The sequence below is a fragment of the Billgrantia zhangzhouensis genome, assembly GCF_021404465.1.
GTDB lineage: Bacteria > Pseudomonadota > Gammaproteobacteria > Pseudomonadales > Halomonadaceae > Halomonas > Halomonas zhangzhouensis.
This window is the reverse complement of record NZ_JABFTT010000016.1, coordinates 96,077-110,868: the sequence shown is the minus strand read 5'-3', so window position 1 is coordinate 110,868 and position 14,792 is coordinate 96,077. Positions and strand designations below refer to the sequence as shown.

General features: G+C 63.4%; 16 protein-coding genes and 1 pseudogene. 3 read left to right on the top strand and 14 right to left on the bottom strand.

Annotated features, from left to right (window positions below):
- Positions 1-117 (top strand): annotated as a pseudogene (locus HOP51_RS18690) (S-(hydroxymethyl)glutathione dehydrogenase); the annotation flags it as partial.
- A 275-nt stretch (positions 118-392) separates the two neighbouring features.
- Entirely contained in the window at positions 393-968 is a 576-nt protein-coding gene (gfa, locus tag HOP51_RS18685; RefSeq protein WP_234275394.1) for an S-(hydroxymethyl)glutathione synthase, read from the top strand.
- Between the two features lie 378 nt (positions 969-1,346).
- Here the strand turns inward: gfa and HOP51_RS18680 are convergent, their stop codons facing one another.
- From HOP51_RS18680 to HOP51_RS18670, 3 genes are all read right to left on the bottom strand, one after another.
- Positions 1,347-2,849, bottom strand: coding sequence for an SLC13 family permease (locus tag HOP51_RS18680; protein ID WP_234275393.1), 1,503 nt, complete (start codon positions 2,847-2,849; stop codon positions 1,347-1,349).
- A gap of 89 nt (positions 2,850-2,938) precedes the next feature.
- Positions 2,939-3,229: a muconolactone Delta-isomerase gene (gene catC / locus HOP51_RS18675; RefSeq protein ID WP_234275392.1), complete on the bottom strand. Its 291-nt coding sequence runs from the start codon at positions 3,227-3,229 to the stop codon at positions 2,939-2,941.
- A gap of 32 nt (positions 3,230-3,261) precedes the next feature.
- Positions 3,262-4,380: a muconate cycloisomerase family protein gene (locus HOP51_RS18670; RefSeq protein ID WP_234275391.1), complete on the bottom strand. Its 1,119-nt coding sequence runs from the start codon at positions 4,378-4,380 to the stop codon at positions 3,262-3,264.
- A gap of 105 nt (positions 4,381-4,485) precedes the next feature.
- On the opposite strand from HOP51_RS18670, the gene HOP51_RS18665 reads away from it, so the two are divergent.
- On the top strand, positions 4,486-5,355 hold the full coding sequence (locus tag HOP51_RS18665) for a LysR family transcriptional regulator (RefSeq protein WP_234275390.1): 870 nt from the start codon (positions 4,486-4,488) through the stop codon (positions 5,353-5,355).
- A gap of 467 nt (positions 5,356-5,822) precedes the next feature.
- Here the strand turns inward: HOP51_RS18665 and HOP51_RS18660 are convergent, their stop codons facing one another.
- The 11 genes from HOP51_RS18660 to HOP51_RS18610 all read right to left on the bottom strand — a co-directional run bounded on the left by HOP51_RS18660 (position 5,823) and on the right by HOP51_RS18610 (position 14,772).
- Positions 5,823-6,299: a MarR family winged helix-turn-helix transcriptional regulator gene (locus HOP51_RS18660; protein ID WP_234275389.1), complete on the bottom strand. Its 477-nt coding sequence runs from the start codon at positions 6,297-6,299 to the stop codon at positions 5,823-5,825.
- 154 nt (positions 6,300-6,453) lie between these two features.
- On the bottom strand, positions 6,454-7,023 hold the full coding sequence (locus tag HOP51_RS18655) for a nuclear transport factor 2 family protein (protein WP_234275388.1): 570 nt from the start codon (positions 7,021-7,023) through the stop codon (positions 6,454-6,456).
- Between the two features lie 48 nt (positions 7,024-7,071).
- Positions 7,072-7,989 (bottom strand): flavin reductase, encoded by a 918-nt coding sequence (locus HOP51_RS18650; protein ID WP_234275387.1) that lies wholly within the window; start codon positions 7,987-7,989, stop codon positions 7,072-7,074.
- A gap of 45 nt (positions 7,990-8,034) precedes the next feature.
- Entirely contained in the window at positions 8,035-8,277 is a 243-nt protein-coding gene (locus HOP51_RS18645; protein WP_338073054.1) for a 2-hydroxymuconate tautomerase, read from the bottom strand.
- Positions 8,278-8,282: 5 nt separating this feature from the next.
- On the bottom strand, positions 8,283-9,311 hold the full coding sequence (locus tag HOP51_RS18640) for a TRAP transporter substrate-binding protein (RefSeq protein ID WP_234275385.1): 1,029 nt from the start codon (positions 9,309-9,311) through the stop codon (positions 8,283-8,285).
- A 43-nt stretch (positions 9,312-9,354) separates the two neighbouring features.
- Positions 9,355-10,686: a TRAP transporter large permease gene (locus tag HOP51_RS18635; RefSeq protein ID WP_234275384.1), complete on the bottom strand. Its 1,332-nt coding sequence runs from the start codon at positions 10,684-10,686 to the stop codon at positions 9,355-9,357.
- Positions 10,679-11,227, bottom strand: a complete 549-nt coding sequence (locus HOP51_RS18630; RefSeq protein WP_234275383.1) for a TRAP transporter small permease subunit — start codon at positions 11,225-11,227, stop codon at positions 10,679-10,681. The genes HOP51_RS18635 and HOP51_RS18630 overlap by 8 nt, the downstream gene beginning before the upstream one ends.
- A gap of 26 nt (positions 11,228-11,253) precedes the next feature.
- On the bottom strand, positions 11,254-12,210 hold the full coding sequence (locus HOP51_RS18625; protein WP_234275382.1) for a PDR/VanB family oxidoreductase: 957 nt from the start codon (positions 12,208-12,210) through the stop codon (positions 11,254-11,256).
- Between the two features lie 24 nt (positions 12,211-12,234).
- Positions 12,235-12,978, bottom strand: a complete 744-nt coding sequence (locus tag HOP51_RS18620) for an SDR family NAD(P)-dependent oxidoreductase (protein ID WP_234275381.1) — start codon at positions 12,976-12,978, stop codon at positions 12,235-12,237.
- A 21-nt stretch (positions 12,979-12,999) separates the two neighbouring features.
- Entirely contained in the window at positions 13,000-13,476 is a 477-nt protein-coding gene (locus tag HOP51_RS18615) for an aromatic-ring-hydroxylating dioxygenase subunit beta (RefSeq protein WP_234275380.1), read from the bottom strand.
- Between the two features lie 6 nt (positions 13,477-13,482).
- Positions 13,483-14,772, bottom strand: coding sequence for an aromatic ring-hydroxylating oxygenase subunit alpha (locus HOP51_RS18610; RefSeq protein ID WP_234275379.1), 1,290 nt, complete (start codon positions 14,770-14,772; stop codon positions 13,483-13,485).
- Positions 14,773-14,792 lie beyond the last annotated feature (20 nt).

Sequence of the window (14,792 nt, the reverse complement as noted above, 5' to 3'; positions counted from 1 at the left end):
GACGGCGAGATCAAGATCGACGAGTTCATCACCCACGACATGCCATTCGAGCAGATCAACGAGGCATTCGAGCTGCTGCACGCGGGCAAGAGCATTCGTACGGTGCTGCACTTTTAATAGGAGCCCGGTGACGCGCCAAGGCGCAGGCGTCAGAAGCCCAGAGAGGAGCGATACACGTCCGAAGCTGTACCAACGATAACAATGCCAAGGGCAAGGAGGCACTCATGAGCCTGATGGACATGATCCAGCGCTGGTTCGGCGGCAAGCCCGCCCCACCGAGAGCCGCATCCGACAGTGGAACAAAAACCGCCTCGGCAACGAGCGCATCTCACACGCCGCCTCCCGCGGCAGCAAGCCCCTCGACAACGACAACACAGGGGAGTCGATCCACCATGAGCCACCATAGCGTTCACATTCATCCCGCTGTCGATGACGGCGTCAAGCGCGGCAGCGAGAGCTTTACCGGCGGGAAACTCTACTGCCACTGCAACGGCGACCAGGTAGAGCTGACGGTCGACGCCCAGTGCGCCCATAACCACGTCTGTGGCTGCACCAAGTGCTGGAAGCCCGAAGGCGCGCTATTCTCAATGGTAGCCGTAGTGCCCCGCGACAAGCTCCGGGTCACGGCCCACGAGGAGAAGCTCGAAGTGGTCGATCCAGCCGCCGCCATCCAGCGTCATGCCTGCAAGGAGTGCGGCGTGCACATGTACGGCCGTATCGAGAACACCGGGCATCCCTTCCATGGGCTCGACTTCATCCATACCGAGCTGTCCTACGACGAGGGCTGGGCCGGCCCCGAGTTCGCTGCCTTTGTCTCGTCGATCATCGAATCCGGTGCCGACCCGGAGAACATGGGCCCAGTCCGCTCACGGCTACAGGAGCTGGGCCTACCGCCCTACGACTGCCTCTCGCCGCCGCTGATGGATGCCATCGCTACGCATACTGCCAAGGCCAAGGGGGTGCTTTGAGCGTAGCGAAAATCGAACCATGCAACGCGCCCGCTCTGGCGCCCGGGCGCGTTGCCAGCTAACACTCCGGCGCCTGGCCTGCAGCAACTCGGCGTCCTCCACCGCGAAGCGGCCCGAGCTGGCGCGCAGGTACGTCTTGCCGCTCGTGGCGTCGACGAAGCGAACCTCCGGCGCCTTGGCGATGCACTGCTTGAGGCAGGCGAAGTTCTCGGCCCACCCGGGTGTCGACGACGGGTAAACTACCACCGGGCATCTCACTCACCTCGGTATTGATTCTCTTGTTGCGGTCGATACGTTCGGGCCCAGGGGATTCCAAGAGGCAGAATACTCGCAGGTGCCGTGGCGATGAGCGTCGGCGGAGTGAGTTTAGAATATTGCTTATAATCCGACCCCGAACACCAACGGGGTGATGGTATAGAGCGCCGCCACGATCACCAGCAAACCGATCAGGTTCATCCAGATACCGGCACGGATCATGTGGCCGATCGGTAGGTCGCCCGTAGCGAAGGCCACCGCATTGGATGGCGTGGCCACCGGCAGCATGAAGGCGCAACTGACGGCGAAGGTAACCACGATGGTCATCAACAGCGGGTCGATGCCCAGCCCCGTGGCGATGGCACCCATGATCGGGAAGAAGGCGGCAGCCGTGGCAGTGTTGCTGGTCAGCTCGGTAAGCAGGATGATAACCACAGCGGTCACCCCGAGCACCAGCAGCGGCGGCAACCCCGCCAGACCCGAGACGCTCTCGCCGATCCAGGCACTCAGCCCGGTAGCGGTGAACTGGGCCGATAGAGTCAGGCCACCACCGAACAGGATCAGAACGCCCCAGGGCACTTCGCGGGTCGCCGACCACTCCAGCAGGGTCCCCTTTCCCCGTGACGCGGGAATCACGAACATCAGGATAGCCGCCAGGATGGCGACGCTGGTGTCATTGATATTGGTCAGCCAGGGCAAGGCCGCGGCGATGGCCGGTACCCGCGCCAGCAGCGGCAGGAACACCCAGCAAAATACCGCCCCGGCGAAGACCATCAGCACACGACGCTCCTCGAGCGTCAGCCGCCCCATGGCCTTGAGCTCCGACTCTATCATTGCCCGTCCGCCCTGGATGTCCTCGATCTCGGCACGGAACACCAGCTTGTTGAGCACCCACCAGGCCAGCAGCAACATAGCGAAGGAAAACGGCAGGCCCATCAACATCCAGTGGCCGAAGCCAATGACGAGGCCGTGAGAATCCTCGAGGTAGGCACGCATCAGCGCCATGGGCGGCTGACCGATCAGGGTCGCCATGGAGCCGATGGTGATCGCATAGGCGATGCCGATCAGCACCGCCGCGGAAAACTTGGGCGTCGCCTCTCCATTACCTAGCGACTTCACCAGGGCGATGATGGAGCCGCCGATGGGCATCATGATCACTGCCGTTGCAGTGTTGCTGACCCACATGGTGATAAACCAGCTGGCCGCCATCAGGCCGAAGACGATCTGGGCCGGCCGGGTGCCGACAAGCAGCACCGTCATCAGCGCGAAACGCCGGTGCAATTGCCAGCGCTGGGTTGCCAGACCCAACAGCACCCCGCCCAGTACCAAGAAGACGATGGAGTGCGCATAGGGCGAGGCCGTGGCTCCTACGGTGGCGATACCGAAGAAGGGAAAGAGCACCAGCGGCAGCAGCGAGGTGGCGGGAATCGGCAGTGCCTCGGTCATCCACCAGACCGCCATCAGCATGGCGATCCCCGCCACGATGCGAGCATCGAGGCCCAGGCTATCGGGCAAGAGCGAGAAGGAGGCCAGGGCAATTATCACTCCCGCGGCCAAAGAAAAGGGTTTGAAGTCGGAGACGGCAGCCCTGTCGACGGATGGCGCATTGGTACCGGAAGAGTTCATGGCAAGGCTCACTGGTCAGATGCCCGCCCCGCACGAGCCCGATGGGCCATGAGAGAAGGCATCGCAAGAATAGATCGAAATCAAGAATGTCAGCTATCGTCGTCGCGAATCGAGGACGGGTGGCGGCACAGCGGCTTGACGCTGATCTCCATGTAGGGAAAAAGCGGCAGGTTCGAGACGATCTCCTGCAGCTCAGCGTTATCCTCTACGTCAAACACGCTGACGTTGGCGTAGCTTCCCGCCACCCGCCACAGGTGACGCCACTTGCCTGCGCGCTGCAGTTCCTGGGAGTACGCCTTCTCTTTCGCCTTGATCTCGGCGGCCTGCTCGGACGGCATCTCCGGGGGCAACTTGACGGTCATTTCCACTTGAAACAGCATCGCTCTCTCCTCTTCAGTCTCTGCTCGACGGCTTACTTGCGCGAATAGTGGGCCAGCTTGTCTTCGTCGAGAGAAATGCCGAGCCCTGGGCCGGTCGGCAGCTCGACGCCGAAGTCGTGGTAGCGCAGCGGCTCGGTGACGATGTCGTCCTTGAGCAGCAGCGGGCCGAACATCTCGCTGCCCCAGGCCAGCTCGGGCAGCGTCGCCCAGGCGTGCAGCGAGGCGGCGGTGCCGATGGTGCCCTCCAGCAGGGTGCCGCCGTACAGCCCAATCCCCGCCGCCTGGGCCACATGGGCCAGCTCCAGCACCCCGTACAGCCCACCGGACTTGGCGATCTTCAGGGCGAAGGCGCCGTGGAAGCCGCCGGCCGCCAGGTCGAGGCCATCGCGAGCGTTCTGGACCGACTCGTCAGCCAGCATCGGTACCTCGAAGCGGCTGGCCAGGCGTACTAGGCCGGCATGCTCGCGGGCGGGAATCGGCTGCTCGATCAGGTCGATACCTGCGGCTTGCAGCGCGGCGATGCCGCGCACCGCGGTGGTCTCGTCCCAGGCCTGGTTGACGTCGACGCGCACGCTGGCCCGGCCGTCCAAGGCCTCCTTGATGGCCGCCACATGGGCCACGTCCCGGTCCACCGGGTTGGCGCCGATCTTGAGTTTGAAGTCGCAGTGGCGACGCTCCTCAAGGCGCTGGCAGGCCTCGTCGATGTCCTTGCGGGTGTCGCCGCTGGCCAGCGTCCACAGCACCGGCAGGTGGGTCTGACGGGCGCCGCCCAGCAGCGCCGCCACCGGCAGGCCCACGCGCTTGCCCTGGGCATCGAGCAGCGCCGTCTCCAGCGCCGACTTGGCAATACTGTTGCCGCGGGCATGGCGCGCCAGCCGGGCGCGCAGAACATTGAGGTTGTCGGCAGGCTGGCCGATCAGCAGTGGCGCCAGGTAGGCATCGATGTTGCGCTTGATGCTCTCCGGACTCTCAGGGCCATAAGCCAGGCCACCGATGGTGGTGCCCTCGCCCAGCCCCTCGACGCCGTCACTGTCGCGCAGCCGCACGATGACCATGGTCTGGCAGGCCATGGTGGTCATGGAGAGCTTGTGGGGACGGATGGTCGGCAAGTCGACCAGCAGCGTCTCAATGGAGACGATCAAAGGTGTCATGACAGTATTCAGTCCGGGAGATATCGAGATTAACGAGCAGTGTGATTGCGCTGCGATAACGAAACCAATATTGTTTGGACACCCTGTCATACCCTGGAAGGCATAATGGAACTGCGCCAGCTACGCACCTTCTGCATTGTCGCTGAGGAGCTCAACTTAACCCGAGCGGCCGAGCGCCTGCATATGACCCAGCCGCCGCTTTCCCGCAAGATCAAGGCTTTGGAGGAGGAGCTCGGCTCACGCCTGTTCATCAGGAGCCCTCAGGGATTGGCCCTGACAGCCATCGGCCAGTTCCTCTACGAGCAGGCCCGCCAGCTCCTGGACAAGGTGGAAACCACGGCGATGACCATCCGGCGCATGGAGCGCCACCTGCGCCCGCTGCTCGGTATCGGCTTCGTGCCCTCGGTGTTCTACGACCGACTGCCGCTGCTGGTGAGGGAGCTACGACAAAAGGATGAGGTCGAACTCTCCCTGATCGAATTGACTACCGTGCAACAGGTCCAGGCGCTGAAGACCGGTCGCATCGACATCGGTTTCGGCCGGCTCAAGATCGACGACCCCGACGTGGAGCAGGAGGTGCTATTAGACGAGCCGCTGCTAGCCGCCCTGCCCGAGGCCCATCCCCTTGAGGGCACCACGCCCACCCTAGAAGAACTGGCCCGCTATCCCCTGATTCTCTTTCCCGCCCTACCCCGCCCCAGCCTGGCCGACATGGTGCAGGGGCTCTTCCACCGCCGCGGCATCAAGACCCGAGTGGTGCAGGAGACCAACGAGTTGCAGACCGCACTGGGCCTGGTGGCCTCGGGGCTGGGCATCACCCTGGTGCCCGAACAGGTTAAGAACGTGCAGCGCAGCGGCATTGTCTATGTGCATCTGGCCGACGCCACCCTCACTACGCCGGTGATCTGCAGTCGGCGCCGGGGCGAGGCAGGCTCGCCCCGGATGCAGGAGATTAGTGCGCTCCTGGCGCGCTAGCGTTAAACGCTCTCTACATCGCCACTTCGTCCGGCTTTACCAGCCGGTCAAAGGCGCTATAGGAGAACTACTTGACCTCACGATGGCTGCCAGCATTGGGGGAGATGAGGTTGGATGCAGCCAGGTACGGCGAGACGAACACCTCCACCCGAAGAAGTTGCCAAAGGGCGGCATCGCGCCAGTTATTGAAGGTCGACGCGATCGGTGGCAGGACCGCCAGGGGACCACGCGGGGCCTAGCGGCCTCCGATATCGGCATCACTCTGGTCCCCGAGCAGGTCAACTAGGTGCGCCGGGATGGCATCTGCTTCAACTATCTGGCCGACAAGAGCCTCACCTCCCCGGTGCTGTGCAGCCGCCGCGGCGAGAAGCCTTCACCGGTCCGTCATCCTCAAGGTGCTGGTAGAGAGTCGGCGTATCGGGCACTATCACTATCCGTGTGTCTTGCCAGAAGCGGCAGTCGCGGAATCATAACGAGTTCAGGTTGCGGAATATCTTGCTCAGACACTGGTTGATATAGACGATCTCGTCCTTACCCAAGCCGGCAAAGGCCTTTTCCACCAGACGACCGGTGAGTTCCCTGGCCACGGCCAGCCTGGCCTCGCCGCTCACGGTCAGCTCCACCTCTGTGACTCGGCCGTCCTGGGGAGAAGGCGAAGTCTTGAGCAATCCGGCCTCCTGCATCTTGTAGACGATCTTGGTGATGGTAGAGAGCTTGGCTACGGCATGGATGGCAATTTCCGACATGCTCAAGCGACCATGCTCGTTCAGGATCATTAGTACCCGCCACTTGGAGGAGCTCAGCCCATGCGGTTTGAGCAGCACATCCATATCGGCACTGTACTTGGCATTGAGCCTGGCGACCCAATAGAAGGGAAAGTCCTGGGAGCGGAAATCTTCCGATAGGGGAAAGAAAGAGGACGCCAGCTCATCCTTGTCAACCATAAGGGCACTCCCAGGCAGCGGAAGAAATAGTGGAATATTCTAGCATGTGCTCACTTCTGAGACAGCTAGAACCAACCAGCTGCCTAGCTCATCTATACGCAAAATCCAGATCAATGCCGGGGTTCAGCGCTCAAGGAGGTAACTGAGCAGGCAGTCAGGTTTCCTGCATCAGCACCGAAGTCCTAGCGAAATCCTCAGCCCACCCTTGAGTGAGCGGGGCAACGAAGACATTCTCGGTGCGGGTACGAGTAATCTTCCAACTGCCGTCCGGTTCGCGACGAAAGGCATTGTTGAGCCGTGACGAACGCAAAAGGGACTTGCCATCGGAGAAGATCCATGGTTGGCAATGCACCCACTGCCCTTCCGCCGTATTGCCATCGACATGGATCTGCTCGGAGGTCAAGTAGTGCACGTTCAATAGTAGTTTGGGATCGCGCTTCTGGCCCCAGAAGCTCTCGAAGTGACGACGAATAGCGCCCGCCCCTTCGAGCCTTCCGAACTGGTTGCCGTAATAGTCGCCGACCCCTTCCCAGATGGCGTCATCGCTATAGAGCGCCATGATGAGATCGATGCGTTCGGCATCGTCCTTGACGCCATACTCGGGGAGCGGGGTATCGCAGAGAAACATATAACGTGCCTGGAGCCGGCGGATTTCCGCCTCGGCTTCTAGGACTTCGAGACGCTCCATCAGGGCACACAGCTCGGCATGGGATACATCCGACATCACAGGGTTCTCCTGGTCGTGTTCATGAAGAGGAAAAATCGGTGGCCTCTAATGCGGCTCGCCCAGGCGCTCGATCACACACCCCAGGCCCGCCTTGAGCGTTTCGACCTCCGCCGCCGATAGCCCCTCGAGCAGGCGCCGCTCGTAGTCGTCAGCCATGGCCAACAAGCGCAGCGCCAACGCCCGCCCCGTGTCGTTCAAGACGATCCGGTTCTCTTCGTCAACGGTCACCAAGGCCCGCTCCCTCAAGCCACTTAGGGTGTCGTCGAGGTCAGCCAGGGGTTGGGCCACGCGCCGGGCGAGAGTGTCGCGATCCAGAGCACCGCGATCCGCCAGCAGGGTCAGCACCCGCCACTCCTTGTCGTTGACGCCCAGACTGGCGAGCCGCGGATAGAAGTCGCCGCAGTAGGCAGACAGCGCCTGGCGCATCAAGTAGAGCAGGTGCTTGCCCAGGCGGCCATCCAGCACGCTCTGCTCGTCCACCGGCAGCAGCAAAGGGTGTGGCTCGGGCACCGCATAGCGGCCGTTATGAAAGACCAGGGCGCTGCCCCCGTCCCGGTAGCCGTAGCGCACCACCTCGCCAACGACGATCAGGTGGTCGCCGCCCTCGTAGACATTCCAGGTGCGGCACTCGAAATGCGCCACGGCGTCCTTGACCTTGGCAGCGCCGCCAAGGCCTTCTTCGATGGCGATACCGGCGAACTTGTCTTCGCCACGACTCGCGAAGCGGTTAGAGACCTCGACTTGGTCGTTGCCCAGCACATTGACCACGAAGTGCTCGGCCTCCCGGTAGGCGGCCAGGCTGTAGGCTCCCTTGTCGATGCTCCACAGAATCAGCGGCGGGTCCATGGACACCGTATTGAAGCTGCTGGCAGTCATCCCGTAGTGCTCACCACCGCCATCGCGGGTGGTGACCACCGTGACCCCGGTGGCAAACTTTCCCAGGGCGCGGCGAAAATCTCTCATATCAAGGCTCATCGGCCATCCTCCAGTGCTGTTGTCGGGACGGCATCAGCGTCCCAGTTTCTCGCCGGTGGTGCCGGCGATGCCGTAATCGCCCTTGGGGATCTCGCTGATGATCACCCGCACGTTCTCCTCGGGGGCATCGACGGAGGCCATGACGGCATCCGTCACTCGGCGAATCAGGGTTTCCTTCTGGGTCTGGGAACGACCCGACATCATATAGACGTGAACGGTAGGCATATCGTGGCTCCTGTCAGGGTTTATGCTCTGCCCCGGCAAAGACCGGGGCACTCGCACTAGAAGGCGGTCAGCTCGCGGTACTCCTCGTAGCGTTCGCTGAAAGCACGGTAGGACTCGAGCACTTCGTGGAAGTCGTCATGCTCGGCGGCGTTCTCCTCCAGCACGTCGCGAGATGCCTCGCGCAGCGCCTCCAGCACCTCGTCGGGGAAGCGTTTCACCTCGACGCCCGCCTCGCGGAACTCCTGCAGCACCGCCGACTGGGCCTGCATGTCTTGGGCATACATATGAATGCTTAGGTCACTGCAGGCATGGCGAACGGCCAGCCGTTGATCCTCGCTCAGGCCGTTCCAGACGTCGGCATTGACGATCAGCTCATTAAGGCTGCCGGGCTGATGCCAGCCGGGGAAGTAGTAGTGGCTTGCCACCTCCTGGAAGCCCGCGCTGGCATCGATGGTCGGGAAGCTGAGCTCCGCGCCGCCGATGCGCCCCGTGTCAAGCCCCAGGAAGGTCTCGCCGGCGGGCAGTGAGACCGGGGAGACGCCCAGCCGGCTCATCGCCTCGCCGCCGAGCCCACTGATGCGCATGCTCATGCCGCTCAGGTCATCGACCCCGGAGATCTCGGCGACGAACCAGCCCCCGGCTTCGGAAATCATTGCCCCGCAGGGGATCGGCACCACGTTGTGGGGGCGATAAAGCGCCTCCCACAGTTCGATGCCACCGCCGCCATAGAGCCAAGCCAGGTAGTGGGGCACGTCGGGCCCAAAGGGGATGCTCTGGAACAGCGCCGCGGCGGGAATCTGTCCGGCCCAGTAGCTGGCCGCCGACCAACCGGCATCCAGACTGCCGTTGCCGACATTCGCGAGAATCTCGAAGGGTGGTGAGAAGGCCCCCGCATCATAGGGTGTAAAGCTCAGAGCCCCTGCGGTAGCGGTCTCGACATCCTGAGCGAAGCGATGGATGGAGTCGTCGATCACCTTCAGGCTGAAGGGAAAGGCCGACTGCAGCGTCAGGGTCTGGGCCAAGGCTCCGCTCGTGGCCAGGGCGGCCCCAGCGAAGACGAGGGATCGGGTCAGGGTCTTGTTCATTGTTGGGTTCCTTGATGAATCGGATTGGGCAGCCAGTGCCTCGCTAGAGCAGCAGGACCGCGGGAAACAGCAAGATGAGTAGCAGCACCAGCAGTTGCATGGCGATGAAAGGGATCACGCCGCGATAGATATCGACGGTAGCCACCCGGTCGCCCATGGCCCCCTTGAGGTAGAACAGCGAGACGCCGAAGGGCGGGGTGAGAAAGGAGGTCTGCAGATTGATGGCGAAGAGTACGGCGAACCACACCATCAGGGCGCCGCCGGCCAGGCCATTGCCGAGGTCAAGCTGACCGACGATGGGCACGAAGATCGGCATCAGGATCAGCGATATCTCCAGCCAGTCCAGGAAGAAGCCGAGCAGGAAGACCAGCAGTAGGATCAATAGGATCACGCTCCAGTCGCCGGCTCCCAGCAGCCCCAGGGCCGCGAGGATCAGGCGGTCGCCGCCGACGCCCTTGAAGATCAGCGAGAAACAGGTCGCAGTGATCACCAGCAGCATGATCATGGCGGTAGCGATGGCGGCCTCCCGAGCCGCGCCCAGCACCTCGGTCGGTTGCGCCTTGCCAGTGAGCCAGGCGAACAGCAGCACCGCCAGCACGCCGATACCGCTCGCCTCGGTAGGCGTGGCAACCCCGGTGATGATCGCCCCCAGCACCAGGGGAATAAGCACCAGAAAGGGCGAGAGTGCCAGGGCATCCCGCCATGGGCCGGAGGCCCTCGGATCGTGCGCCCCAGGGATGGGCTCGGGCATCCCGACTTGGCGGGTCCGCCACCAGGCTCCGATCAGCGAGTAGAGAATATAAAGCAGGATCAGCAAGGCGCTGGGCACCAGGGCGGCGCGGAACAGCTGGCCCACAGGTACCGCGACCAGGCTGGCGAGGATGATCAGCATCACCGAAGGCGGCATCAGGATCGCTAGGGTCCCCGAGGCCGAGATTAACCCCGAGGAGGCACGCGCCGAATAGCCGGCATCGAGCATCCGCGGTAGCGCCAGCACCGATAGCAGGACCACCGAGGCCCCGACCACGCCAGTGGTCGCCGCCAGCAGCCCGCCCACGAACAGCACGGTCAGGGAGAGGTGTCCCGGCAAGCGGTGCAGCAGCCGCTCGCTGACCCCGAAGGCATCCCGTGCCAGGCCGGTGCGCTCAAGCAGCAATCCCATCAGAATAAACATCGGGATGGCCACATAGAGCCAGTTGCTCAAGGCGTTGGCATAGACCCGTGACAGCATCAGGTTGGCGAAAGCCAGGGGCAAGTCGGAGAGCAGCAGGAAGAGCGTCGAGACGCCTCCCAGCACCAGCGCTACGGGGTAACCGGAAAGGATGCCCACAAAAAGCAGCGCCACCATTATCAGCGGCATCCACAGCTCAGCCATGGGCCACCTCCCGCGGGGTGCGCCCGCGCAGCAGGCAAGCAATCGCGATGAGTAGCGCCACCAGGACCATGACGATGCCCAGGGGCAGCATCGCCTTGATCAAATAGAGATCATTCAGCCCGCCATCCGTCGAGCGCTCACCGGTCAAGAAGGCACGCTCGACAAAGCGCCAGGCGGGCCACAGCAGGAAACCAAAGAAGGGCAGCGCGAAGCCCAGATGACCGCCCAGCTCGAGCCAACGCTGCCCGCGCCGCGACAGCCGCCCGTGCAGGACATCGACCCGCACATGGCGATTCAGCAGCAGCACCGGGGCGAGCGCCAGCATGATTGCCATGGAGAAGAGCAGCACCTGCAGCCCCATCAGGCTGTTGAAAGTGATCGCCCGCCCCACCAGCCAGTAGGAGCGCTCGAAGTCGATCAGCCGCGACAGCCCCAGCAGGTGCATCGCCACGCCGAGACCGATGACGAAGGCGATAGCCAGAAGGCAGAGGCCACAGAAGTCAAGGATTCGCTCGCACCAGCGCCGATTCCATGCACCCATTTTAACGTCCTCCTCGTCAGGCTGTGCTACAAGTCGATGACTAGGCGCTCGCTCTTGGCCCGCGAGCAGCACACCGCCATCTGGTCGTTGTCGGCCTTCTCCTCGTCATTGAGGAAGTGATCGCGGTGGTCAGGAATGCCCTCCAGCACATCGCAGATGCAGGTGCCACAGATACCCTCCTCGCAGGAGACGTCCACCTTGACTCCGGCGGCCTTGAGCGCCTGGGCGATGGACATGCCCTCTTCCACCCGGACGGTAACGCCGCTGGCCGCGGCCTCCACCTCGAAGGCGCCGCCGCTGGTGTCGATCTCGGCGTTGAAGTACTCGAAGTGCACGCGCTCGGAGGGCAGGCCACGCTCCCTGGCGGTGCCGATCACCCAGTTCATAAACCCGGTGGGACCGCAGACATAGAGATGGGTCTGCTCGCCGCAGCCATCCACCAAGGACGCGATGTCCAGCATCTGCCCCTGGCCCTGGTCGTCGAAGTGCAGCTTCAGGGCGCCATCGAAGGAGGCCTCGAGTTCCTCTAGGAAGGCCGCCTTGCTGCGCGAGCGACAACAGTAGTGAAGTTCGAAGGACTTGCCCGCTTCCTTGAGCGCATGGGCCATGGCGATCATCGGGGTGATCCCGATGCCACCACCCACCAGCAGGCTGTGCCCCGCCGAGGCATCCAAGGGAAAGTGGTTGCGTGGCGCGCTGGCCGCCACCTCGACGCCCTCGTGGAGGCGCTCGTGCACCGCCCGGGAGCCGCCCCGGGAGTTAGGGTCCTTGAGCACTCCCAGGCGGTAGCGATCCCCTTGGTCGGGGGCATTGCTCAGGGAGTACTGGCGCACCAGCCCCTGGTCCAGGTACAAATCGATATGGGCCCCCGCCTCGAAGGGCGGCAGGGCGGAGCCGTCGACGGCAACCAGCTCGAGCACCGCGATCTCGTCGGTGGCCTCCTGGCGCCGGGCGACCCTCAGGGTCAGAGTCTCTTGTGTCATAGTTCGCTCCTCGCCGACGGACGCTCAGCGCATGTAGATGCCACCGTTGATGTCCCAGGCTGCCCCGGTGACGAAGTCAGCCTCGTCGCCCAGCAGGCGCGCCACGGTCTGGGCCACGAAGGCCGGGTTGCCCAGGCGCTTGACGGGAATCACCCGCTCGACGATGCCCACCAGCTTGTCGGCGGGTACCGCGGCGCGTACTGAGGGCAAGTCCAGGGGGCCCGGAGCCACCGCGTTGACGGTGACATTGGCCGCCGCCAGCTGGCCGGCGAAGACCTTGGTCAAGGTCAGGATGGCGCCCTTGCTGGCGGCATAATGGGCGCCGGAGGCAGTGCCGCCGTTCTGCCCCGCCAGGGAGGCGATATTGACGATGCGCCCGTAGCCACGACCGGCGAAATAGTCGCCGAACACCTGGCAGCCGAAAAAGGTGCCGCGCTGGTTGATGGCCACCACGGCATCAAACTCCTCGGGGGTGATCTCCATCACCGGGGTCGTCGGGGTCATGGCGGCGTTGTTGACCAGGGCGGTGGGCGCGCCGAGGCGCGCCTCCACCGCCGTCAGGGCCGTGCTGAAGTCCCCCTTGCGGGTCACGTCCAGGCCCAGGGCCAGGGCTCGCTCCCCCGTGGGGTCGAGTTCCCGGGCCAGGCGCTCGGCGCCCTCCCGGTCGTGGTCGGTGATGGCTACGCGGAAGCCATCCACCAGCAGTTGCTCGGCGATGACGCTACCCAGCCCCTGGGCCGCGCCGGTGATCACGGCAATCGGTTGCATATGCCTCTCCTCAAGAAGGCCTCAGAAGATAAAGGCGACGGTGTTGAGGTGATGGCCGGCGTTGATCAGGCGCACCACCTTGGTGTGCAAGCGCAGTCCCTCAGAAGTCTTGGTCAGCCGGTACTCCACGTTGGCGGGATAGAGCAATGGCTTGGCCAGACGCACCTCGCTGAGGAACATGGCGCAGCGCAGGTGAATCGACGTCTCGTCCTCGTCGAGCAGGCAGAAGCGCGACAGGCTGCGCACCGTGCCCTCCTGGGCCTCGCTGGAGACCGACTCGCCACTCTGCAGTCGCGCCACCCGCATCTCGCGCATGGCGTGATCGTCGTAGGCGAAGTTGAGGGTGTTGGCGAAGTCGGTCTCGTGGGTATCCACCGGCACCACGTACTTGCCATCGCGCTCCCAGAGCCCCAGCCAGTCGGCGTAGGCCTTATGGTCGAGCAGGTCGGCCTCGCGGTTGAGGAAGTCGATCGCCTGCTGAAACATGCTGTCTGCCATGGTTATTTACTCCCCTGCCTCGTCGGTCATCAGTTGCTTCCACATTTGGTAGGCAGCACGCATGCCGGTCTCGGAGCAGACCGCACCGGCCGGGTTACCGTCGGCGGAGGGTTGCATGCGCTTGAGGCCTCGATTGACCAGAATCCAGCCGTCAGGGCCGGCCAGCGAACCCTTCTGCACTCGCTCCCAGCCCTCAGCGTCGTCCGGAGTGCCGAAGCCCATCGGGCCCTGGAAGTGCTCATGAAGGCGCATGCGCATCTGGTTGAAGGGAGCCGGAGCCCCGGCACCGCCGATAGCCACATGGTGAATCTCGGTTTCCTCGACGCTGATTGGGGTCAGCACCCGGAAAAAGGCCATAGAGCAAGCCACGTTGGGGAAGAGGTTAAGGTTGAAGCCCGAGCCGCCCACGGCGCGCACCAGGCGACGCACCTCGGCCTCCTCATGGCCCTCGGCGCGCAGCGCCTCGGCCAGCTCCGCGAAGCGCTCGGGAATGGGGTCGTCGAGGTTGGCTTCCAGGTCGACCAGTTCGGGGATCATCACCATGACGCTGTGGCCGTTACCCAAGTCTTCAACGAAGCCCTCACCGTCGAGAAAGTCGAAAACCTCGGAGGTCTGGTCGTCCAGCGACGAGATAAAGGACTTGTGAACGATGGGGAAGTGATAGGCGTCGGTGGTGTTCTCCAACTGAATCTTCCAGTTGCCGGGGAAGCGGAAGCGGTGATCGCCAAGCACCTGCAGCGGATAGCCACCGGATTGCTTCATGAAGAGGTCGATCCACTTCCTGGCGCCGCCTAGGAAGGTCTCCAGCGGCTCGGCCTCCTCATTGAAGGTGGCGAAGATCATCCCCTGGTAAGAGTCGTGGCGAAGGCGCTCCAGCGGCAATTCCTGCTTGTCGATAACGCCCTCATACTCTTCGGCCTTAGGAATGGCGCGCAGCTCGCCATCCAAAGAGTAGCCCCAACCGTGATAGGGGCAGGTGAAGGCACGAGTCTTGCCCTTTTTTCCCTCGCAGACGGTGGCGCCCCGGTGGCGGCAGCGGTTGAGTAACACATGGATTTTCTTCTTGCGGTCGCGACTGATGATTACCGGCTGGCGACCAATGAAGGCGGTCTTGTAGCTGCCGGCCTCGGCCACTTCGCTCTCGTGGGCCACCCACACCCAAGTCTTGTTGAAGATCCGTTCCAGCTCCTGCTCGAAGATCGCAGGATTGGAGTAGAGGCTCTTATGGATGCGCCCTTCCTCCACCAAGCGGGCGGGATCGGCGGTAATGTTTTCGATATCGATCAGCTTGTTCATTGTCGTCTCCTTGTCGAATG